The organism is Phenylobacterium sp. (assembly GCF_037189685.1).
Classification (GTDB): domain Bacteria; phylum Pseudomonadota; class Alphaproteobacteria; order Caulobacterales; family Caulobacteraceae; genus Phenylobacterium.
The window spans coordinates 224,602-245,247 of record NZ_JBBCIT010000001.1; the positions used below are offsets into that span (position 1 = coordinate 224,602).

Here is a 20,646-nt window from a genome sequence, read left to right on the forward strand (position 1 = left end):
TCAACCCGCCTTCCGCCCGCGACCGCCGGCGGCTTCGGCGGCGAGTTCGCGGAGAGCGGCGTTGGCGATGGTGAGCTTGGCGAAGGACCAGTCGCCGCCGCCGGCCTCGACTTCCTCGATGGTCCGCACGGCCGCCAGCGCGGCATCCGACCGCAGCGCCGCCCAGGACGCCACCGTCTTGTCCGCCCGTTCCGGGTCGTCGCCCGACTGCGCACCGCCCGCGAAGGCCATGATGGCCTGGGTGAGCTGCGCCTGTCCGGCCAGCAGGTCCTCGATCAGGCGCCGAAGCGCCGTCCGCTCGAAGATGTCGCCGGCCCGGAAACCGCCCGCGGCGGCCCGCAGCCGGTCGAACGCGAAAGCCGCGCCTGTCGCATAGTAGAGACGGGCCACGTTCGGCAGCGGCCAGCTCGAGGCCTCGGCCAGGTCCACGAGATCGGCGGCGTTGGTCAGCGGGCCCAGAACCGCCGCCGCCCGGGCCTGGGCCTCGGGCGCGCCGGCCGCCATCAGGGCTGTCACCTGGGCGCCGACGGCGGCGCGTTCGGCCGCCGACAGCACATCGGGCATCAGGGCGCGCAAGCTGTGGAAACCGGGGGCGTAGCGGGCCTCCAGCGCGGCCACGTCCAGCCCCTCGCGTCCCGAGCGCCGGGCGAGCCAGAAGGTGGCGCCCCGCAACCCCGAGACCAACCGGCGGAAGAGGGCCATCTGGCCCGCCGCCGGAATCTCCAAGTCCAGCGCTTCCACGTCCGCCCAGAGCGCCTCGAAGCCCAGCGCCCGCTTCGCGGCTTCATAGCCGGCGGTGAGAGCGACCACGTCGCACCCCGCGGACGTCATCGTGCGCGTCGGGAAGCTGGGTCCGCAGCGGTTGACCATGTCGTTGGCCACCACGGTCGCGATGATGTCGGGCCTCAACCGGTGGGCGCGGATCGGCGCCTCCCAGGTCTTGCGCACCTTCCGGGGGAAATAGGCCTCCAGGCGCTGTTCCAGGAACGGGTCGGCGGGCGCCCGGCTGGCGACGATCATGCGCTTCAGTTCCAGCTTGCCGTAGGCGAGCAGGACGGCCAGCTCCGGGCGCGACAGGCCCCGGCCGGCCTTGAGCCGCTCGGCGATCTTCGGCGCGTCGGGCAGGCCTTCCACGGCCCGGTCGAGGCGTCCGGCATGCTCCAGATCGGCCATGAAGCGGGCGTGCGGGTCCAGTTCGCCGACCGTATCCATCTCCAGCAGCGAGAGCGCCAGCGTCTGTTCGTAGTTGTGCCGCAGGACATGGGCGGCCACGTCGTCGGTCATGGCCTTGAGAATCGTGTCGCGACGCCGGCGCGTGAGCTGGCCCTGGCGCTCCAGCATGCCGGCGGCGATCTTGATGTTCACTTCGTGGTCCGAGGAATCGACACCCGCCGAATTGTCGATGGCGTCGGTGTTGAGGCGCCCGCCGGCTTCCGCGAACTCGATGCGGCCGGCCTGGGTCAGGCCCAGGTTGGCCCCCTCGCCCACCACCTTCACCCGCAGTTCGTCGCCGTTGACGCGCACGGCGTCGTTGGCCTTGTCGCCCGCGTCCATCTGGGTTTCGTGGCGCGCCTTCACATAGGTGCCGATGCCGCCCAGGTAGAGCAGCTCGGCCGGCGCCTTGAGGATCAGGTTGATGACTTCGGCGGGCGACAGCGCCTCGGCCTGGGTCCCCAGGAAGGCGCGGACCTCGGGGCTCAGCGGAACGGACTTCAGGGTGCGGGCGAAGACGCCGCCGCCCTTGCTGATCCTGGCCCGGTCGTAGTCGTCCCAGGAGGAACGCGGCAGGGCGAAGAGGCGCTCGCGCTCGGCGTAGCCGGTCGCCGGATCGGGGTCGGGGTCGAGGAAGACGTGGCGATGATCGAAGGCGGCCTGCAGCCGGATCTGGCGCGACAGCAGCATGCCGTTCCCGAAGACGTCGCCCGACATGTCGCCGCAGCCGACGACGGTGAAGGGCTCGGACTGGATGTCCTTGCCCATCTCGCGGAAGTGGCGCTTCACCGCCTCCCAGGCGCCCCGGGCCGTGATGCCCATCGCCTTGTGGTCGTAGCCCGCCGACCCGCCCGAAGCGAAGGCGTCCCCCAGCCAGAAGCCGTAGGATTCGGCGAGCGCGTTGGCGATGTCCGAGAACGTGGCCGTGCCCTTGTCGGCCGCCACGACCAGGTAGGGATCGTCGCCGTCGTGGGCGACGACCGCGTCGGGACGCACCACCTTGCCGGCGGCGTCCAGGTTGTCGGTGAGGTCCAGCAGACCCGACAGGAAGGTCGTGTAGGCGGCGATCGCCTCGGCGCGCACGGCTTCGGGCGAACCGCCCTTGGGAAGCTGCTTGGGGTAGAATCCCCCCTTCGACCCGACGGGAACGATCACGGCGTTCTTCACCTGCTGGGCCTTCACCAGCCCCAGGACCTCGGTGCGGAAGTCGTCGCGGCGGTCGCTCCACCGCAGGCCGCCACGGGCCACCGGGCCGAAGCGCAGGTGGACGCCCTCCACCGCCGTGGACCAGACGAAGATCTCGCGGAACGGCTTGGGCGCCGGCAGGTCGGCCAGCGCGCCGCTGGCCACCTTGAACGAGATATAGGGTTTGGGCGCGCCGTCGGGCGCGCGCTGGTAGAAGTTGGTGCGCTGAATGGCGCCCACCAGCAGCGCCAGGCGGCGCAGAACGCGGTCGTCGTCCAGGCTCTCGACAGCCTGCAGCGCCTGCACGATCTCTTCCATCACCGCCGTGGCCTGGGCCTGGCGCGCCTCCAGCCCGGCCGCCACCGCGGGGTCGAACCGGGTACGGAACAGGTCGAGGATCAGCCGGGTCACGCCGGGATGGTTCGACAGCGCCTCTTCCTGCACCCGCTGCGACGGGTCGAGGCCCGATTGCTGGCGGTATCGCGCCAGCGCCCGCACCAGGGCCACGTCCCGCCAGGGCAGCGACAGCTCCATGACCAGCCGGTTGAACCCGTCGTTCTCGGTGCGGCCGCTCCAGACGGCGGCCACGGCGTCCTCGAAGACGTCCTTCAGCTCGGCGAAGATCAGATCACCGCCCCGCGGGTCCTCGATCTCGAAATCATGGACCCAGACCGCGGCGCCATCGGCCGGCGTCACCGCGAACCCGGCTTCGGCCATCGCCTTCAGGCCCATGTTCTCCAGGATCGGCAGGACTTCGGCCAGCGGCGCGGGCTGGCCCTTGCGGTAGAGCTTGAAGCGGAACTGCAGCGCGTTGTCGCCGGCCGTCCGGTAGGCGCGGACCCGGATCGGCGCGTCGCCGAACCGTTCCAGCACCGCCAGGTCGGCCAGGGCTTCGGCCGCATCGAAGCGGTCGCGGTATCCCGCAGGGAAGGCCTCCCGATAGCGGGCGACGGTCGCGCCGACCGTCTCCGGGTCGTGGGCGCCCGCACGGACCGCGGCCTCGAAGCGGTCCTCCCAGGTGCGCGAGGCCTCGGCGATCTCGGCCTCGACCTGGCCCAGGTCGGGGACTTCGTGGTGGCCCGGCGAGAACCCGATGATGAAGTGCACCCGCGCGAGCGGCGTGTCGTTGAAGCTCGGATAGTAGGCCGACAGGCGCCCCCCGTAGGCCTCGGCCAGGATCTCGCCCGCCCGCTTGCGCAGGTCGGAGTCGTAGCGGTCGCGGGGCACGAACAGCAGGATCGACGCGAAGCGGCCGAAGGGATCCCTCCGCTCGAAGAGGCGCACGCGGGGGCGGTCCGACAGATGCAGGATGCCCAGAGCGATCCGCAGCAGATCGTCCTCGCTGATCTGGAAGAGCTCGTCGCGCGGGTGGTTCTCGACGATGTTCTTGAGGCGCTTCTCGTTGTAGCTGCCAGGCGCCGCGCCGGCTCGGGCGAGCACGCGCGCCACCTTCTCCCGGACCAGCGGCACGGTCCCGGCCGGCTGGTCGTAGGCCTCGGCGGTGAACAGGCCCACGAAGCGCACCTCGCCCGAGGGGCGGCCGTCCGCGCCGTACCGCTTGACCCCCACATAGTCCATGTACCCCCGGCGGTGGACACGGCTCTTCAAATTCGACTTGGCGATGGTGAGCGCCGGGTCGCGGACGATGCGGTCCTTCATGGCGCCCATCAGCACGGCCGGCTCGTTGGCCCGCCGCAGCACCGTGCGGTCGGGGTCGCGCAGGACGCCCAGGCCGTCGGTGGGCTGGTACAGCGGCTCGGCGGCCGCATAGTCGCCGTTCCTCAGGCGGGGATACTCGTAGACGCGGGCGCCCAGGAACACGAAGTGCTGGGCGTGCAGCCACTCCAGGAAGGCCACCTCGTCGGGACGCGCCTTGCCCGAGGCGCGGAGCTCCTCGACCGTGCGGCCCATCAGGTCGAGCATCGCGGGGAAGTCGTCCACCGCGGCGCGGACGTCGGCCAGGGTGTCCTTGATCCCCTCGATCAGCGCGGCCTCGCGGTCGACACCGATCGGCTCGAGCATCACGGCGATCATCGACTCGCGGCGGGGCGTCCCGCCCGGGGCGCGATAGCCGGCGCGGTCGCGGGCGACTTCGACGATGGGATGGAACATGGCCCGGACGTTAAGGCCCTGGTCGGCGATCTCGCCCATCACGCTGTCGACCAGGAACGGCGCGTCGTCCTGCACGATCTCCAGCCGGTCGAGCTCGACGTCGAGGGCGGGCGCGATGCGCACCTGAGGGCTGCGGCCCCGGCGCCGCCCGGCGAAGCGCCAGGCCTCGGCGAGGTTGCGCGCCAGCCCCGCCGCCCCGAACTCGGCCAGTTCGTCCGGCTCGGCGTCGGCGGCCACCTGGCGGGTGAACGCCTTGACGCCGGCGGTCTCCGGGTCGTCTCGCAGTTCCGCCAGGAGGGCCCGAGACAGGGCCCCGCCCGTACGTGGCGGACCGCCGATGGACGCCGTCGCACGAGAGGACGTCCTGCGGGTCGTGGCTTGGGGTTTGCGGCTCATCGGACGGCGCCCCCTGCGAGACGGAGGTTGGATGCGAGACGGGGGCCGGGATGGGGGCCAGATGTGGGATGGGGGCCAGATGCGAGAACGCCGCCGGAGGAGAGAGTCCGGCGGCGCGTGGTTCCGCCGTGGGGGAGCGGCGGAACGCGGGGTGCTCGCTGCGCCCGCGGGGTTGGGGGACGGGCGCACCTGTCGGACGAACTCGCCGTCCGACACGCTTCATGTAGGAATGCGATGCTCACGATTGAAGCCCTGCTCTCAAGAACTTGATCGTCGCTTGGCGGGCGGCTTGCGGGCCGGTCTGGGTGTTCTGGTCGCCTTGGCCACTTCCTCGGGGGCCGGCTCCGTCTCGCGTCGCAGCTCGCCGGGATCGCCGTCCTCGGACAGGATCACCGCGATCCAGCGCGTCCCCGTGAACTGGGCGAGGATGACCATCATCACCGTGGTCAGCGGCGTCGACAGGAAGGCGCCGGTCAGCCCCCAGACGACGGTCCAGAACGCCAGGGCCAGCAGCAGCACGATGGGGTCGATGTTGAGGCTCCGGCCCTGCATCCGCGGCAGGACGACATTGCCCACGAAGGTCGTGACCGCCTGCAGAACCACGAAGAGTACGATCGCCTGCCAGAGGGTGTCGAACTGGAGGAGGGCGAAGATCGGCGGCGCGGCGACGGCGATCACCCCGCCCACGAAGGGGATGTAGGAGGCGATGAAGATCAGGATCGCCCAGAAGAGCGCGTTGTCGAGGCCCACGGCCACCATCGCCAGCCACGAGGCCACGGCGATCATCAGGCCGGTGACCGTCTGGACCCACAGGTACTGCTCGACGCCGTTGCGAATGCGCAGGAACGCCGCCACCGCCTCCTGCCGCTCGTCCCGCGTCGCGAACAAGTGGATGGCCTTGCGCTCCCAGCCCCGCCGGGAGGCGAGGATGAAGCCCAGGTAGACCAGCACGAAGACGGCCGTGGAGACGAAGCTCTGGAGGCTCTGGGCGACCTGGCCCAGGTAGCTGGCCGGATTGAGCTCCTGAACCAGCTGGGTCAGGGACGGCGGGGCGTCCATGCCGGCCAGCGCCGCCAGCCGGGCGATGAGGCCGTTGAGCTTCGGCGCATACGCCACGAGCTGGCTTGCGAACGAGGTGGCGTTGTCGGCGATGAAGAAGGCCGCGGCGCCGAAGATGAACACCGAGAGCACGATCGCCAACGGCATGGCGAACCGTTTCGACACGAACGGCGCCCGCTGTTCGAGCACGCGGGCGAAACTGTCGATCATCACCGCCAGGAAGAGCGCGAGCGCAAGCGGCGTCAGGATGTCGGAGAGGACGTACAGGATCGTCCCGCAGGCAATGGTCGCCAGGATCACCAGGGCGTTTCGGGAAACGGCGTCGGCCGTCGAGGGGCCTGGCGTCGGGGGGCCTGGGGGGGGCATCTGAGCTCTCGTTCGACCCGGCGGGACTCTCGGCGGCGCCGGAAGTAACGTCAAATCGGGCTTGCTCTACCCTGGTTCCCACGGGATTTGGAGGTATTTTGCCGCCGGCCCGCAAATCGCGGCACGAGGCGTCACATTAGGCCGGCGCTTCGGCGCTTGGTTTCATCCGTTGATCTGGGCGCGAAAAACACGAAAGAACATCGGGTGCGCGACACGTCGCCCCCCAGCGGGGGCGCCGCGTCGGCTTTCGTGATCTTCGGGGGGTCCGTGTGGCGGCGCCACCGGGCGGAGGAGTGCTGGGAATGAGCGAGAACGGCGTCCTGATCGGGGTTTCCGAGCACCCCGAGCACCTGTTGCTGCATCGCGCCAACCGGCACGGGCTGGTGGCCGGGGCGACCGGCACCGGCAAGACGGTGACGCTGCAGATCCTGGCCCAGGGCCTCTCCGACGCCGGGGTTCCCGTCTTCTGCGCCGACGTGAAGGGCGACCTGTCGGGCATCGCCGCGGCCGGGACGCCGAACGACAAGATGCTGGCCCGCGCCGAGAAGATGGGCCTGACGCTGAACCCCGTCGCCGCGCCGACCGTCTTCTGGGACCTTTTCGGCGAGCAGGGCCATCCGATCCGGGCGACGATCTCCGAGATGGGTCCGCTGCTCCTCTCGCGGATCCTGGAGCTGAACGACACCCAGGAAGGGGCGCTGTCGGTGGTCTTCCGCGCCGCCGACGAGGAAGGCCTGCTGCTCATCGACCTGAAGGACCTGCGCGCGGCGCTCAACTGGGCCTCCGAGAACGCCAAGGCTCTGTCGGCGAAATACGGCAACCTCTCGGGCACGACCGTGGCCACGATCCAGCGCAAGCTGCTGGTGCTGGAGGACCAGGGCGGCGGCCACATCTTCGGCGAGCCGGCGCTCCAGCTCTCCGACCTGATGCGCACCGACGGCTCGGGCCGGGGCTATGTGAACGTGCTGGCGGCCGACAAGCTCATCACCTCGCCGCGCCTCTACGCCACCTTCCTCCTGTGGCTGATGAGCGAGCTGTTCGAGGAACTGCCCGAGGTGGGCGACCCGGAGAAGCCGCGCCTGGCCTTCTTCTTCGACGAGGCGCACCTCCTGTTCCGCGACGCGCCCAGGCCCCTGCTGGAGAAGGTCGAGCAGGTGGTGCGCCTGATCCGCTCGAAGGGGGTGGGCGTCTATTTCGTCACCCAGAACCCGGCCGACATCCCGGACGTGGTCCTGGGCCAGCTCGGCAACCGCATCCAGCACGCGTTGCGCGCCTATACGCCGGCTGAGCAGCGGGGCCTGAAGGCGGCGTCCGGCAGCTTCCGCGTCAATCCCGCCTTCGACACGGCCGAGGCGATCCAGGGCCTGGGCGTCGGCGAGGCCCTGGTCTCGGTGCTGGACGAGAAGGGCGCGCCGACCGTGGTGCAGAAGACCCTCGTCCGGCCTCCGGCCTCGCGCCTCGGGCCGCTGACGCCGCCCGAGCGTGCGGGCGTCATGGCCCAGAGTCCGGTCCGAGGGCTCTACGACGAGGCCAGGGACCGCGAGTCGGCGTTCGAAGTGCTCCAGGGCCGCGCGGTCCAGGCGTCCCAGGCCGCTGCGGCGGCCCAGGCCGAGACGACGGCGGCCGCCCAACGCGAGGCCGAGGCCAAGGCGGCGGCGAAGCAGCCCGCCGCCAAGGCGCCCAAGGCGACCCGGGCCTCGTCGCGCATGACCATGACCGAGGTCTTCACCAGCACCCTTGTGCGCAATGTGGCCAACCAGGTCGGGCGCGAGCTGATCCGCGGCGTCCTGGGCGGCCTCGCCGGCGGCAGCCGGACGACCCGGCGGCGATAACGTCCGTCGCGACCCTTATTGCGATTGACTCGCAACAAGGGTCGCAGCACTGTTCTTGCGACTTAGTTGCAAGAAGGGCGCAGGCATGTCGGTATCCGGGGATCAGGCAGAGCTTCACGCCGGCGAGCCGTCCGCCTGCAAGGTGGGGCTGACCCCCGCCGAGCGCCTGCTGTTCGCCGGCGTACGCGCCTGGGCCCGCATGCGGATCTCGGGACATCGGCCGCATCAGGCGGTGGCCGCAGCCCTGGGCCGCAAGGTGTCGTCGCGCACGGCCACCCTGTTCATCGCATGGATCCAGGCGGTCGAGACCGGCAGCCGGCGCCCCCTGGCGCTGACATGCCCGGACTGTGGCGGGGTCTCCACGGACGCCCAGCGCCTGATCGTGGCCTGCGGCGCGGCGCCCGTCGACGGGGCATTGGCGTATGCGCTGCTGGAGCCGATCCTGCGCGATCCTTCGCTCGTGATCGGCCTGGGCGTCAGGCTCAACCGGGCGATGGCCGCCGAGGGCTGGCCCCTGCCCGCCCGCTGCATCGAGGGTGAGAGCCACACCGTCCACTGAGCCGAATCGCCCGGCGATCGCGGCCGGACGAAAAAGGGGCCCCGGCTTCCACCGGGGCCCCTTCGGTCGTCGGAGTTGGCGCCGTCCTAGCGGGGCGCCATCCGGTTGGCGCCGTCCAGGCGGACGTCTTCGCCGTTGAAATAGGGGTTGGTGATCATCTGCAGCGCCAGCGAGGCGTAGTCCTCGGCATTGCCGAGGCGCTTCGGGAACGGCACCGAGGCGGCCAGCGCCTCCTTCACCTGCGGCGGGGCGGCGTTCATCAGCGGCGTGTTGAAGATGCCCGGCAGGATGGTGTTCACGCGGATGCCGTCGCCGGCCAGGTCGCGGGCGATGGGCAGCGTCATCCCGACCACGCCGCCCTTCGCCGCCGAATAGGCCGCCTGGCCCATCTGGCCGTCCTCGGCCGCCACCGAGGCGGTGTTGACGATGGCCCCCCGTTCGCCGTCCACGGGCTCGAGGTCCAGCATGCCCTTCGCCGACTTGGCGATGCAGCGGAACGTGCCGACCAGGTTGATCTGGATGATCCAGTTGAAGGCGTCGAGCGGGAAGTGCCGGGTCTCGCCCGTCTGCTTGTCGCGACTGGCGGTCTTGATCGCGTTGCCGGTTCCCGCGCAGTTCACCAGGATGCGCTCCTGGCCGTGGGCCTCGCGGGCCTTGGCGAAGGCCGCGTCCACTTCCTCTTCCGAGGTGACGTTACACTTGCAGAAGACGCCGCCGATCTCCTGGGCGACCGCTTCGCCCTTCTGTTCGTTCATGTCGAAGATGGCGACCTTGACGCCCTGGGCCGCGAGCGCACGCGCGGTGGCCTCGCCGAGGCCCGAGGCGCCGCCGGTAATGACGGCCGCGACGGAGGAATCGAGTTTCATGGAACAACCGCTCCCATATGATGGCGGAATGAAATCGGCAGAGGCTTTAGCCCGATGAGCGGCGGCAAAAAAGCGTCACCTGACGTCAGCTTCGATGCAATGGCTCCGATCGCGCCCGAGCGCGCGCTCGTGCCATCGGTCATGCAGGTGAACGAGCGGCGCGTCCGCGCGGGCTTCTGGCCCAAGATCGCCCGCGTGGCGTCGAAGATCCCCTTCGCCCGCGACGCCCTGGCCGTCTGGTACTGCGCGCGGGACGACGAGACGCCCCTTGCGGCCAAGGGGATGATGTTCGCCGCCCTCGCCTATTTCGTCATGCCGGTGGACGCGATCCCCGACGTGATCGCCGGCCTGGGCTTCACCGACGACGCGGCGGTGTTCGCGGCGCTGATGGCGATCATCGGCAAGAACCTGAAGCCCCGGCACAAGGCCGCCGCCCGGCGTGACATCGAGCGGTTGCGCGGCGACGACGACTGAGCCGCGTCAAGGCGCGTCCGGCTCGGTGCTGAGCTTGGCGGACCGCGCCTGCTGCTGCTCGCGCAGGGTGATGAACAGCGTCGACCCGGCCACGACGAGGGCGCCGGCGATCGTCCAGACGGTGGGGATTTCCGCGAACAGGAAGGCGCCGATCAGCGCGGTGAAGATCAGGCGCGTATAGTCGATGGGCGCCATGGCCGCCGCGTCGCCCAGCGACATCCCCTTGATGTAGCAGGCCTGGTTGACCACGCCGATCGCACCCATGGCGCAGAGGAGGGCGAGGTCCACGGGCTCAGGTACGCGCCAAGTGAGGATCGCGCCCGGGATGGAGAAGGCGAGGCCCAGGAAGGCGGCCCAGACCAGGATCACGCGGGGTGCGTGGTCGCGGGTCAGGACCTTCATCCCCGTCACGGTCAGCGCGAACAGGAACGAAGACGCCAGCATGGCCAGCGCGGGCGTTCCCACCGCGAACTCGCCCCCCGCGCCCGGACGCACCATCAGCAGCACGCCCATGAATCCCACGATCGCCGCGCCGATGCGCAAGGGGCCCACCTTCTCCTTCACGATGAAGATCGCCAGGGGCACCAGCCAGAGGGTGCGGGTGAAGGACAGCGCGTTGGCGTCCGCCAGGGGCATGTGCTGGAAGGCGTAGAACGAGAGGATGATCCCGATCGTCCCGGCGCTGGCCCGGAAGATCAGGATGCCCGGGCGGCTGGTGGCGAAGGCCGCCCGCCGGTGGCGCAGGATCACAGGCAGCAGGATGACCACGCCCGCCGCCTGGCGGTAGAAGGTCTGGAGCGAGGCCGGATAGTCTTCGCCCAGGAACTTGATCAGCGCGACCATGATCGAGAACGTCGCGGCCGACATCAGCATCCAGAGCGCGCCCTGGATGTTGGGGGACAGGTTCGAGGCGAAGCCGCGCGTCACGCGGGCTGGGGCGAAGCCAGCGCCTCCCCGAACATCTCCGCGAAGGGCGAAGGCCCGCTCTGATCCCAGGCATGCCGCGGGCCCACCGTGATGCCGCCGTCGACGACGATGTGCGTGCCGGTGACGAAGGCGGCGGCGTCCGAGGCCAGGAAGAGGGCCGCCTGGGCGATGTCGTCGGGCAGGCCGGCCTTCGACGTGGGCTGGACCTTGGCGGCGTGCTCGGCCACCCGCGCCGCCATCTGGTCGGCGACCGCGCGGGGCAGGCCCATCGAGGCGCCGAAGATCGAGGTGGCGATCAGCCCGGGGCAGATGGCGTTGACCCGGATCCCCTGCGGGCTGAGCTGGGCGGCGGCCACCCGGCTCATATGGATCACCGCCGCCTTGGCCGAGGAGTAGGCGAGGGGCCCGAAGCCAGCCTGGAGACCCGCGATCGAGGCCGTGTTCACGATCGAGCCGCCGCCGCGCGCCAGCATGGCCGGCACGGCATGTTTGATGCCCAGCGCCGGGCCGCGCACGAGGACGTCGTAGATCCAGCTCCAGGTCTCGGCCTCGATGGCCGGAATCTCGCGCATGGCGTCCGAAATGCCGGCGTTGTTGAACAGGATGTCGAGCCCGCCGAACTCCGAGACCGCGAGGCTCACGGCGCCGGCGATCTCGGCTTCCTTCGTCACGTCGCAGCGGGCGTAGCGGACGAGGCCGGGGAACCGGGCCTCCAGCATGGCTCCCTTCTCGTCCTGGATATCGGCGGCCACCACCTTCGCGCCCTCGGCGACGAACAGCTCCACCGTCCCAAGCCCGATGCCCGACGCTCCGCCGGTGATCACCGCCACCTTGCCGCCCAGCCTGCCCGCCATGTCGCTCTCCGTATGTTATCAGTGGTTACTATGGGGCTGCGGGCTGCGGGACAAGCCCGTCGGCCGGCGCGAAGCGGTGTCGCCGGCGCCGCGACGCCGGACCGCCCCGGATGGGCCGATCCGCCCATCGGGCGGGGCGGCGGCGGCGCGCGAAACACGACGACCCTGGGGATGACCCTGGGGACGACCCTGGGGCCCACCGGGCTTCGCGCGCGGCTCCGGGGTGTCAGACCGTGACCACCACCTTGCCCATCGCCTTGCGGCTGGCGAGGTGTGCGATGGCCTTGGGCGCGTCGGCCAGGCTGAAGGTCTCGGAGACGTGCGGCTTGATCTTGCCGTCCACGTACATCTGCATCAGCTCGGCCACGCTCTCCTGGTGCTTCTTCGGGTTCTTGCCCACCCACGCGCCCCAGAACACGCCCACGATCTCGCAGCCCTTCAGCAGCGCCAGGTTCAGCGGGATCTTCGGGATCTCGCCGGCGGCGAAGCCCACCACCAGGTACTTGCCCTCCCACGCGATCGAACGCAGCGCCGGCTCGGCGTAGGCGTCGCCGATGGCGTCATAGATCACGTCGGCGCCGTTCGGGGCGGTGGCGTCCTTGAAGATGCCGGCCAGCGCCTTCTGGCCGTCGCGGTCGAACGGCCCCTTGGGATAGACCACGCCCGAGGCGGCGCCGCGGCTGATGCAGAGATCGACCTTCTCATGGCTGGACGCGGCGGCGATCACCTTCGCGCCCATCGCCTTGCCGAGCTCGACCGCCGCCAGGCCCACGCCCCCTGCGGCGCCCAGCACCAGCAGGGATTGGCCGGCCTGGAGGTTCGCGCGGTCCTTCAGCGCATGCCAGCTGGTGCCGTAGGTCATGATGAAGGCCGCCGCGTCGTCGAACGGCATGGCGTCGGGGATCTTCACCAGGCGGTGGGCCTCCAGCGCGATCTGCTCGGCCATGCCGCCCCAGCCGGTGTTGCCCAGCACGCGGTCGCCCGGCTTCACGTGGGTCACGCCCTCGCCGACCGACTTCACGATCCCGCTGATCTCGCCGCCCGGCGAAAAGGGCCGCTCGGGCTTGAACTGGTACTTGTCCTCGATGATCAGCACGTCAGGGAAGTTGACCCCGATCGCCTTCACCTCGACCACCGCATGACCGGGCTTGGCCACGGGATCGGCCACGTCCTCCAGCACCAGGGTCTCGGGCCCGCCGACGGCCTTGCTCAACAGCGCTTTCATGGACGTTCTCCGCTTTCCGTTGCGCGCGACCCTAGCGATGTCGAACGGATGTTTGAAGTCCTCCCTCCCTGAATGGGGAAGGTGGCTCGCGAAGCGAGCCGGGTGGGGGAGCGGGGATCACCCCCGACGTCCGCATTCCGGCCCCCGCTTTCCCGCCCTGCGCGCCTGCGGCGAGCTGTCCCTCCCCATCGAGGGCGGGAGGTTTGGCGCTGGCCTCTCTCTCCCCTATATTCGCCGCCTTCCAGAAGGACCTGAACCTTGGGCGTGACCCTCGACCTCAGCCGCGCGTCGGCCCAGCCCGTGACGCCGACCAACCTGACGGGCCTTTCCCGCCAGGAGCTGGCCGACGCCCTGGTCGAGGCGGGCGTCTGCCCGCGCGACAAGGCGAAGATGCGCGCCTCGCAGGCCTGGCGCTGGATCCACCACTACGGCGTCACAGACTTCGCCGCGATGACCGACATCGCCAAGGACACGCGCGCCGCGATGGCCGCGGCCTTCACCCTGGCCCGTCCCGAGGTGGTCGAGCGCCAGGTGTCGAAGGACGGCACCCGCAAGTGGCTGATCCGCATGGGGCCGGGGATCGAGGTCGAGACCGTCTACATCCCGGACGTGGGCCGCGCCGGCGCGCTCTGCGTCAGCTCCCAGGTGGGCTGCACGCTCAACTGCACCTTCTGCCACACCGGCACCCAGGCCCTGGTGCGCAACCTGACCGCCGCCGAGATCGTGGCCCAGGTGCAGGTCGCCCGCGACGACCTGGGCGAATGGCCCAGCCCCAAGGAGGACCGCCGCCTGTCGAACATCGTGTTCATGGGCATGGGCGAGCCGCTCTACAACCTCGACAACGTCGCACAGGCCATCGACATCATCGCCGACAACGAGGGCATCGCCATCTCGCGCCGGCGGATCACGGTGTCGACCTCCGGCGTGGTCCCCCAGCTCCAGGCCCTGGGCGAGAAGACCCAGGCCATGCTGGCCATCTCGCTGCACGCCACCAACGATGCGCTGCGCGAAAAGCTGGTGCCGCTGAACCGGAAGTACCCGCTGGCCGAGCTGATGGCCGCGATCCGCGCCTATCCCGGCCTGGGCAACGCGCGGCGCGTCACGTTCGAATATGTGATGCTGAAGGGCGTCAACGACAGCCCGGCCGAGGCCAAGGCCCTGGTCCAGCTCCTCAAGGGCGTCCCGGCCAAGATCAACCTGATCCCGTTCAATCCGTGGCCGGGGACCGACTACGAATGCTCGTCCTGGTCCACGATCGAGCAGTTCGCGGCGATCCTGAACCGCGGCGGCTACGCCTCGCCCATCCGCACGCCGCGGGGCCGCGACATCCTGGCCGCCTGCGGCCAGCTCAAGAGCGAGAGCGAGAAGCAGCGGGCCAGCGCCCGGCGACGGGCAGAGATGGAACAGGCCGGGCTAGAACAGGCCGGGGTCGAGGACACCCCCGTTTCCGGGTAGAAGCTCGGCCGTGCTAAGGCTCCGCCCGCAGTATCGGGATTCCACGCATGCCCACGACCTCGCCTGAGATCCAGGCCTTCGCCGCCGGTTTCCCGATCTTCCTGGCGCACGCGAGCGTCACCATCGTGATCCTGCTGATCGGCGCGGCGGCCTATGTGCTGCTGACCCCGCACAAGGAGATCAGCCTGATCCGCGAGGGCAACACCGCCGCGGCCGTCTCGCTGGGCGGCGTGCTGATCGGCCTGGCGATCCCGCTCTCGGCGTCGCTCAAGGCTTCGGCCAACGTCATCGAGATCGGCCTCTGGGGCGCCGTCACGGTCGTGGTCCAGCTCCTTGTCTTCCGCCTGGTCGACATCATCCTCCGGGGCCTGCCACGGCGCATCCAGGACGGTGAGATCTCGGCCGCGGCCCTCCTGGTGGGCGCCAAGATCGCGACGGCCCTGCTCGTGGCCGCCGCGCGCAGCTAGGCCGAGCGGCGGCGATGCGCTTCCCGCGGCTCCCCGACTGGGCGATCTACGCCGCCATCGTCGTGGCCGTGCTGTTCGCCGCCCTCGGGCGGGACGAGCGCGCCGATGCGCCCCCGCCGCCGCCCAAGAGCTCCGAGCCGCTGGGCGAGGTGGTGGGCCCGGCCTCGCCCTTCGACCCCTCGGTGGTCGTGGACGTGCCGAAGAAGACCGGACCGGCCGCCGGCACCGCGTTCTCGATCGCCCGCTCCGGAGTCTGGCTCACCGCCCGCCACGTCGTCGACGGCTGCGCGAAGCCGGTGATCGTCGTCGGCCCCTCGACCGGCGTGGCGGTCAATGTCCGGGTCGATCCGCGCAGCGAGGCCGCGCTGCTGTTCACCGAGGGCGGTTCCGACGCCCTGCCGCTGAGCCTCACCGAGCCGCTGCGGCGGGGGCAACGGGCGTTCCATCCCGGTTTCCCGCAGGGCGAGCCGGGCGAGGCCAGCTCGCGCCTCCTCGGGCGCGAGACGCTGGTGGTGCGCGGCCACGGCGCCCGCAGCGAGCCGGTGCTGGTCTGGGCCGAGACGGGCCGCACCGACGGGCTCAAGGGTTCCCTGGGCGGGCTCTCCGGCGCGCCGGCCCTCGACGCCCAGGGCCGGGTGCTGGGCGTGACCATCGCCGAGAGCCCGCGGCGCGGCCGGATCTACACCACCGCGCCCGAGATGGTGCGGGCGACGCTGTCATCCAACGGGCGCCGGCCGGACGGCCCCGGAACCGCGCGCCAGACGATCACGCCCCAGAACTACTTCTATGTCGCCGACGACCTGCGACGCGAGTTGCAGGTGGCTCAGGTGCTCTGCCTGGACTGATCCGCCGGTTCGGCGGGGGCCGGCTCCTCCTGGCCCGCCGGCTGTCGCCCCGCGACCATGAACGCCAGCACCACGGCCGCCACGCCCAGCGCCGAGGAATAGAGGAAGAAGAGGACATAGCCGGCGCCCAGCGCCGCCGGGCTGACCTGGGATTTCTCCATCGCCCCGGCGAAGGCCTCGGGCGGCAGTCCGGCGAACAGCGCCTTCAGGCCGGCGATCGGCCCCCCTGCGTCGGCCGCGGCGGCCGACGATTCCACGATGCGCCCGGATTGCGAAGCGATCAGCTTGCCGGGCAGGGCGTAGAGCGACGAGAACAGGGCATACTGGGTGGCCGTGAAGCCGGCGGACGTCAGGCTCGACATATAGGCGATCAGGCAGGTGCCCGAGATTCCGCCGGCCACGTTGTCGATCCCGATGGCCACGAACAGGGCCCAGAGCTGCGGCCCCTGGGTGGCGAGCCAGGCGAAGGAGAGATTGCTGACCGGCCCCGCGAAGGCGCCGATCACCAGCGCCCGCATCAGGCCCAGGCGCGCCACCAGAAAGCCGCCGAGGCCCACCCCCAGCACGGTCATCACAACGCCGAACACCTTCCGCGCCTCGGCGATCTCGATCTTGCTGAAGCCGAGGTCGGCGTAGAACGGGTTCATGATGTTCAGCACGAAGTCCGACAGCCGGTAGAGGCAGATCAGCGCCAGGATCAGCGCCGCCACGCCGCGGTAGCGGACCAGGAAATCGCGGAACGGGTCGCCCAGGGCCGCGAAGAGATAGACGCCCGGCCGTGTCCGGACGCCCGGGATCGGCAGGATCGCCAGCACGATCACGCCCAGGCCCACGGCGACGGACAGGAGCTGGAGATAGACGCCCTCGGGCCTGGCCGCCCAGGCGGCGCGCACCGCCTCGCCCGCATCGGTCGCGCCGGCCCCGGCGAGCAGGGTCGCCAGCAGCGAGGCGTCGGCGGCGAGGCCCGAGCCCAGCAGCAACGCGCCCAGGCCGAAGACCGCGAACCGCGCCAGCCACTCGGGCAGCTCCAGCAGCGGACGGCTGGGCACGCCCTCGGCGTGGATCGGGCGGATGGCGTGGGCCTTCTCGCGCGGCGCGCCGAGCACGCCCGTCACGCCCGCCAGCATCAGGGCCGCCATGACGGCGTAGGACGCGCTCCAGCCATAGGCTTCGGCCAGGATCAGCGGCACGGCGCCGGCGACGATCATGGCGATGCGGTAGCCCCACTGGTAGGCGGCGGCCATCGCCCCCTGTTTCTCCACCTCGGCCGCCTCGATGCGCCAGGCGTCGATGACGATGTCCTGGGTCGCCGAGACGAAGGCGACCAGGGCGGCGAAGGCGGCCATCAGCGCCAGGTCCCGCGCCGGGTCCACGCCCGAGATCATCCAGAGGCCCAGCATCAGCAGGACCTGGAGCACGATCATCCAGCTTCGCCGGTGGCCCAGGAGGCCGGTGAGCAACGGCACCCGGGTGCGGTCGATGAGGGGCGCCCAGAGGAACTTCAGGGAATAGCTCAGCGTCGCGAGCGCGAAGATCGAGATGACCTGGAGGGACAGGCCGGCCTCGCGAAGCCACAGCGACAGGGTGTCGAAGATCAGCAGGTTCGGCAGGCCCGAGGCGAACCCCAGGGCCAGCATCACCAGCGCGCGGCGCTCCACGAAGACGGCGAGGGCGGCCAAGGCTCCCCGTTGGGCCGGGACTCCCCGTTCAGGCGGCCCGCCTCGTTTGGCTTCCGCGGCGTCCGCGTTCAAGACGGGTCTCCGGACCGAAGGCGCCCCCGCGCCCGACCTCCTGGGTCACCCGACCTTGGCGCGCGCCGCGGGCTTCGTCCAGCCGGGGTTGGTCCAGCGCGTGAGCGCCCCGCGCAGGGCGTCGGGGGACAGCGGCTTCACGAGGAAGTCGTCCATGCCCGCCGCGAGGCACGCATGGCGGTCATCCTCGAAGGCGTTGGCGGTCAGGGCCACGATCGGCGTGGTCACGCCGTCGGCGCGCAGGCGGCGCGCGGTGTCCTCGCCCGAGAGGCCGGGCATCCGCATGTCCATCAGGATGATGTCGTAGGCCCCCACGTCGGCGGCGGCCAGGGCCTCTTCCCCGCCCACCGCATGCTCCACCTCGCAGCCTTCGCGGTTCAGGAGCGCCTTGGCCAGAAGGGCGTTGATGGGGTTGTCCTCGACCAGCAGCACCCGCACGCCGGGCGCCGCGGCGGCGGCGATCCGCTCGTCCTCGCGCGGCGCGGTGTCGGCGGCCGGAGCCGCGCCGGCGGCGATCAGCACCCGTTCGGCCAGCGAGGCCCGGCGCAGCGGCTTGATGAGGTAGCCCGCGAATCCCGCGCGGCGATAGCGGGCGATACGGTCGCGCTCGTCGGGCGCCAGCAGCACGATGGCGCGCCGCTGGGCGGGCGGCCGCAGGGATCCGTTCGCCGCGGCGAAGGCGGCGTCCACCAGCATCACATCGCCCGCTCCCGTCATCGCGACCGCCTCGGCCGGGGTCGGCGCGCACGCCGCCTGGCCGCCACAGGCTTCGATCTGCAGGCGCGCGGCGTCGCGCACCACCGCGCTGGGCGAGGCGACGCCGATTGTCCGTCCCGCCAGGGCCGGCTCGGTCACCGCGGCCGGCAGACCGGGCAGGGCGGCCTCGAACCAGAAGCAGGCGCCGCGTCCAGGCGCGCTCTCCACCCCCACCTCGCCGCCCATCGCCCGGGCGAGCCGGCGCGCGATGGCGAGGCCCAGGCCCGCGCCCCCCAGGTCGGCATGACTCGCGTCGGCCTGGGCGAAGGCCTCGAAGATGCGATCGCGGTCCGACTTGGACACGCCGGGCCCGGTGTCCTCCACGGCGAACCGGATGCGCCCCGCCTCGGGCGCGCTGGCGGTGATCAGGACGCCCCCCGTCTCGGTGAACTTCACGGCGTTGCCGGCGAAGTTCAGCAGGATCTGCCGCAGGCGGCCTTCGTCGGCGTGGATCTGCGCCGGCGTCCGCGGCGCGGCCCAGGCGATCTCCAGCCCCTTCTCGCGCGCCCGCGGCGACAGCAGTTCGGCCACGCCGCGCAGCAGGCCCTCCAGCTCCGTCGTCGCCGGGTGCAGCTCGACGCGGCCGGCGCCCAGCTTGGCGAAGTCGAGGACGTCGTTCACCAGGGTGAGAAGATGCTGCCCGCTGTCGTGGAGCGCGGCCACGTAGGCGCGCTGTTCGGCGGTGAGGCGCGTGCCTTCCAGAAGCCGCGCCATGCCCAGGACGCCGTTCAGCGGCGTGCGGAATTCATGGCTCAGCGAAGCGAGCTGCTCCGCGCTGATCTGGGCGCGGGTCGGCCGGCGCTCGGATAGGGGACGTGGCGTTCTGCGCATGGCGCGCAAGGCTTAGGCGCAACGCCTTAACGGCGAGTCAAGCGGCGCCACAAGCGGCGACAAAACAACGCGAGGCGAAAGAATCCACGCGTCAAAGTAGACGCCGCGGCAAAGCCGTCGTTTACTGGCGATCAAGGACCGGAGTGCGTTGTGACGGACGTCATGAACCCTGTCGATGCGTTGACACAGCGGGAACGTGATTGCCTGCGGCTGGTCGACCAGCATCTCAGCTCGAAGCAGATCGCCCGGCAGCTCGGCATGTCCAAGACGTCGGTCGACACCTATTGTGACCGGGCGCGGCGGAAACTGGGCGTCGACGACCGTTTCCAGGCCGCCCGCATCCTGCGCGAGCTCGACGCTGTCCTGATCGCGTCAGGACAAGACGCGATCAGGACAGACAGCCCCTCGGAAAGCTGGCCGCATGGCGTGGCCAACGAGGGAGCTTTCGATGGGTCATCATCCGAACTTCGAGAACCGAGCGGTCGTCGGGAGGGCGCTTCGCCTTCGCCGCGAGATCGACGACTTCGAGGCGCGCTGGCCGGCCCTGACCAAGCGGGAAGAACTCATCCCGAGCTTCTCCTGGATGCAGCTCGAGCGGCAACTGGTCGATCTGGCGGCGACGCCGGCGCAGGCGGACATGGCCCGGCACCTGGTGTCGGCGACGCGGAAGCTGGCGCCGTTCAAGCCGCCCGAGATGGTGCTCCGCGAAATCCTCTGCATGACCTGGGTCCTTCTCGACGAGAACTTCAAGGTCGAGCCGGAGCCCGGCGCTTCCGCAACGAGCTGACGCCACTCGCCAGGCTCGGTGCGATCGTGGGCATCGCCGTCGTCACGGCCCTCGCCTTCGGGGGCATGCTGGCGGGGCTCCACGCCCTCAACGAGCTGGCGACGAAGCTGCTCTAAGGGACCGCGGGGGCGATTTAACCCTTCGCCTGAACGTCCAAGAAACCCTGTTATCTGAAACTGCAACCGCGGCGCCACTGCGCCGTGCATGGAGAGAGCTATGCTGAAAGAACGCCGCATGGTCGCCGAACAAGTCGCCGGCGCCCTCTTCGAAGCCGAAGCCGCCATCGATGCGGCAATCTCCAAGACCGCCCATCTCACGGGCGTGATGCCGGCGCTGCGCAAGCAGGTCGGCGCCTCGGCGCTCATCGGTCAGGACGCCGTCGAGCGCGCCAGCCAGGCGATCATGGCGCTGGCCGAAGCCCGCCGCGCGATCGTCGAGACCCACAAGGAGCTGAGCGTGGTGCAGGGCCAGATCGGCCTGGGCGCCGTGACCATGGTGGGCGATGGCGGCGAGAAGCCCGCGCCGGGCATGACGGAAACCCATCGCGTCCGCATGCGGGCGCTGCGGGTCGCCTCCTGATCGTAACTTCCGGTTGGTTCAATCCCGGGGCGCGGTCTGCCAGAGTGCCGCCGCCCCCGGGACCCCAAGGCTGACGGCCACATGAGGCTCCTGGGGCTCCAGGCTCTC

The 20,646-nt window shown here is 70.7% G+C and carries 16 protein-coding genes; 8 read left to right on the forward strand and 8 right to left on the reverse strand.

Annotated elements, in window-relative coordinates; genetic code table 11:
* Together WG212_RS01030 and WG212_RS01035 are read right to left on the reverse strand one after the other, a co-directional pair.
* The gene (locus WG212_RS01030) at positions 1–4,905 is read right to left on the reverse strand and encodes an NAD-glutamate dehydrogenase (RefSeq protein ID WP_337185196.1); all 4,905 of its coding nucleotides are present in this window, start codon (positions 4,903–4,905) and stop codon (positions 1–3) included.
* 258 nt (positions 4,906–5,163) lie between these two features.
* Positions 5,164–6,330, reverse strand: coding sequence for an AI-2E family transporter (locus tag WG212_RS01035; RefSeq protein WP_337185197.1), 1,167 nt, complete (start codon positions 6,328–6,330; stop codon positions 5,164–5,166).
* Between the two features lie 302 nt (positions 6,331–6,632).
* Here WG212_RS01035 and WG212_RS01040 point away from each other — a divergent pair, with 302 nt between their 5' ends.
* Positions 6,633–8,162 carry a helicase HerA-like domain-containing protein gene (locus WG212_RS01040; protein WP_337185198.1) on the forward strand — a complete coding sequence of 510 codons (1,530 nt, stop codon included), beginning with the start codon at positions 6,633–6,635 and terminating at the stop codon, positions 8,160–8,162.
* An 85-nt stretch (positions 8,163–8,247) separates the two neighbouring features.
* Positions 8,248–8,721 carry a hypothetical protein gene (locus tag WG212_RS01045; protein WP_337185199.1) on the forward strand — a complete coding sequence of 158 codons (474 nt, stop codon included), beginning with the start codon at positions 8,248–8,250 and terminating at the stop codon, positions 8,719–8,721.
* Positions 8,722–8,807: 86 nt separating this feature from the next.
* On the opposite strand, the gene WG212_RS01050 is transcribed toward WG212_RS01045, so the two are convergent.
* Positions 8,808–9,587: an SDR family NAD(P)-dependent oxidoreductase gene (locus WG212_RS01050; RefSeq protein ID WP_337185200.1), complete on the reverse strand. Its 780-nt coding sequence runs from the start codon at positions 9,585–9,587 to the stop codon at positions 8,808–8,810.
* A gap of 54 nt (positions 9,588–9,641) precedes the next feature.
* On the opposite strand from WG212_RS01050, the gene WG212_RS01055 reads away from it, so the two are divergent.
* Positions 9,642–10,061 carry a YkvA family protein gene (locus WG212_RS01055; protein ID WP_337185201.1) on the forward strand — a complete coding sequence of 140 codons (420 nt, stop codon included), beginning with the start codon at positions 9,642–9,644 and terminating at the stop codon, positions 10,059–10,061.
* Between the two features lie 6 nt (positions 10,062–10,067).
* Here the strand turns inward: WG212_RS01055 and WG212_RS01060 are convergent, their stop codons facing one another.
* The 3 genes from WG212_RS01060 to WG212_RS01070 form a co-directional block, all read right to left on the reverse strand.
* Positions 10,068–10,988, reverse strand: a complete 921-nt coding sequence (locus WG212_RS01060; RefSeq protein WP_337185202.1) for a DMT family transporter — start codon at positions 10,986–10,988, stop codon at positions 10,068–10,070.
* On the reverse strand, positions 10,985–11,842 hold the full coding sequence (locus WG212_RS01065; protein ID WP_337185203.1) for an SDR family oxidoreductase: 858 nt from the start codon (positions 11,840–11,842) through the stop codon (positions 10,985–10,987). The genes WG212_RS01060 and WG212_RS01065 overlap by 4 nt, the downstream gene beginning before the upstream one ends.
* 226 nt (positions 11,843–12,068) lie before the next feature.
* Positions 12,069–13,067 (reverse strand): NADPH:quinone oxidoreductase family protein, encoded by a 999-nt coding sequence (locus WG212_RS01070; RefSeq protein ID WP_337185204.1) that lies wholly within the window; start codon positions 13,065–13,067, stop codon positions 12,069–12,071.
* Between the two features lie 258 nt (positions 13,068–13,325).
* Here WG212_RS01070 and rlmN point away from each other — a divergent pair, with 258 nt between their 5' ends.
* From rlmN to WG212_RS01085, 3 genes are read left to right on the forward strand one after another with little or no spacing between them, the layout of a single operon-like run.
* On the forward strand, positions 13,326–14,522 hold the full coding sequence (rlmN, locus tag WG212_RS01075) for a 23S rRNA (adenine(2503)-C(2))-methyltransferase RlmN (RefSeq protein WP_337185205.1): 1,197 nt from the start codon (positions 13,326–13,328) through the stop codon (positions 14,520–14,522).
* 47 nt (positions 14,523–14,569) lie between these two features.
* The gene (locus WG212_RS01080; protein WP_337185206.1) at positions 14,570–14,989 is read left to right on the forward strand and encodes a DUF350 domain-containing protein; all 420 of its coding nucleotides are present in this window, start codon (positions 14,570–14,572) and stop codon (positions 14,987–14,989) included.
* Positions 14,990–15,003: 14 nt separating this feature from the next.
* A complete protein-coding gene (locus tag WG212_RS01085) occupies positions 15,004–15,834 on the forward strand; it encodes a serine protease (protein WP_337185207.1) in 831 nt (276 codons plus the stop codon).
* On the opposite strand, the gene WG212_RS01090 is transcribed toward WG212_RS01085, so the two are convergent.
* Both WG212_RS01090 and WG212_RS01095 read right to left on the reverse strand, forming a co-directional pair.
* Positions 15,813–17,513 (reverse strand): MFS transporter, encoded by a 1,701-nt coding sequence (locus tag WG212_RS01090; RefSeq protein WP_337185208.1) that lies wholly within the window; start codon positions 17,511–17,513, stop codon positions 15,813–15,815. The two genes, WG212_RS01085 and WG212_RS01090, sit on opposite strands and share 22 nt — an antisense overlap.
* Before the next feature lie 117 nt (positions 17,514–17,630).
* Entirely contained in the window at positions 17,631–19,172 is a 1,542-nt protein-coding gene (locus WG212_RS01095; protein ID WP_337185209.1) for a response regulator, read from the reverse strand.
* 448 nt (positions 19,173–19,620) lie between these two features.
* Between WG212_RS01095 and WG212_RS01100 the strand changes: the two genes are divergently transcribed.
* Together WG212_RS01100 and WG212_RS01105 are read left to right on the forward strand one after the other, a co-directional pair.
* Entirely contained in the window at positions 19,621–19,959 is a 339-nt protein-coding gene (locus tag WG212_RS01100) for a hypothetical protein (protein ID WP_293375770.1), read from the forward strand.
* A 216-nt stretch (positions 19,960–20,175) separates the two neighbouring features.
* Entirely contained in the window at positions 20,176–20,538 is a 363-nt protein-coding gene (locus WG212_RS01105) for a hypothetical protein (RefSeq protein WP_337185210.1), read from the forward strand.
* Positions 20,539–20,646 lie beyond the last annotated feature (108 nt).

Coding starts and splice junctions, on each gene's coding strand:
- WG212_RS01105 (WP_337185210.1), top strand. CDS start 20,176: ATGCTGAAAGAACGCCGCATGGTCGCCGAACAAGTCGCCGGCGCCCTC.
- WG212_RS01080 (WP_337185206.1), top strand. CDS start 14,570: ATGCCCACGACCTCGCCTGAGATCCAGGCCTTCGCCGCCGGTTTCCCG.
- WG212_RS01050 (WP_337185200.1), bottom strand. CDS start 9,587: ATGAAACTCGATTCCTCCGTCGCGGCCGTCATTACCGGCGGCGCCTCG.
- WG212_RS01030 (WP_337185196.1), bottom strand. CDS start 4,905: ATGAGCCGCAAACCCCAAGCCACGACCCGCAGGACGTCCTCTCGTGCG.
- WG212_RS01065 (WP_337185203.1), bottom strand. CDS start 11,842: ATGGCGGGCAGGCTGGGCGGCAAGGTGGCGGTGATCACCGGCGGAGCG.
- WG212_RS01100 (WP_293375770.1), top strand. CDS start 19,621: ATGGGTCATCATCCGAACTTCGAGAACCGAGCGGTCGTCGGGAGGGCG.
- WG212_RS01085 (WP_337185207.1), top strand. CDS start 15,004: ATGCGCTTCCCGCGGCTCCCCGACTGGGCGATCTACGCCGCCATCGTC.
- WG212_RS01040 (WP_337185198.1), top strand. CDS start 6,633: ATGAGCGAGAACGGCGTCCTGATCGGGGTTTCCGAGCACCCCGAGCAC.
- WG212_RS01070 (WP_337185204.1), bottom strand. CDS start 13,067: ATGAAAGCGCTGTTGAGCAAGGCCGTCGGCGGGCCCGAGACCCTGGTG.
- WG212_RS01055 (WP_337185201.1), top strand. CDS start 9,642: ATGAGCGGCGGCAAAAAAGCGTCACCTGACGTCAGCTTCGATGCAATG.
- WG212_RS01045 (WP_337185199.1), top strand. CDS start 8,248: ATGTCGGTATCCGGGGATCAGGCAGAGCTTCACGCCGGCGAGCCGTCC.
- WG212_RS01035 (WP_337185197.1), bottom strand. CDS start 6,330: ATGCCCCCCCCAGGCCCCCCGACGCCAGGCCCCTCGACGGCCGACGCC.
- WG212_RS01095 (WP_337185209.1), bottom strand. CDS start 19,172: ATGCGCAGAACGCCACGTCCCCTATCCGAGCGCCGGCCGACCCGCGCC.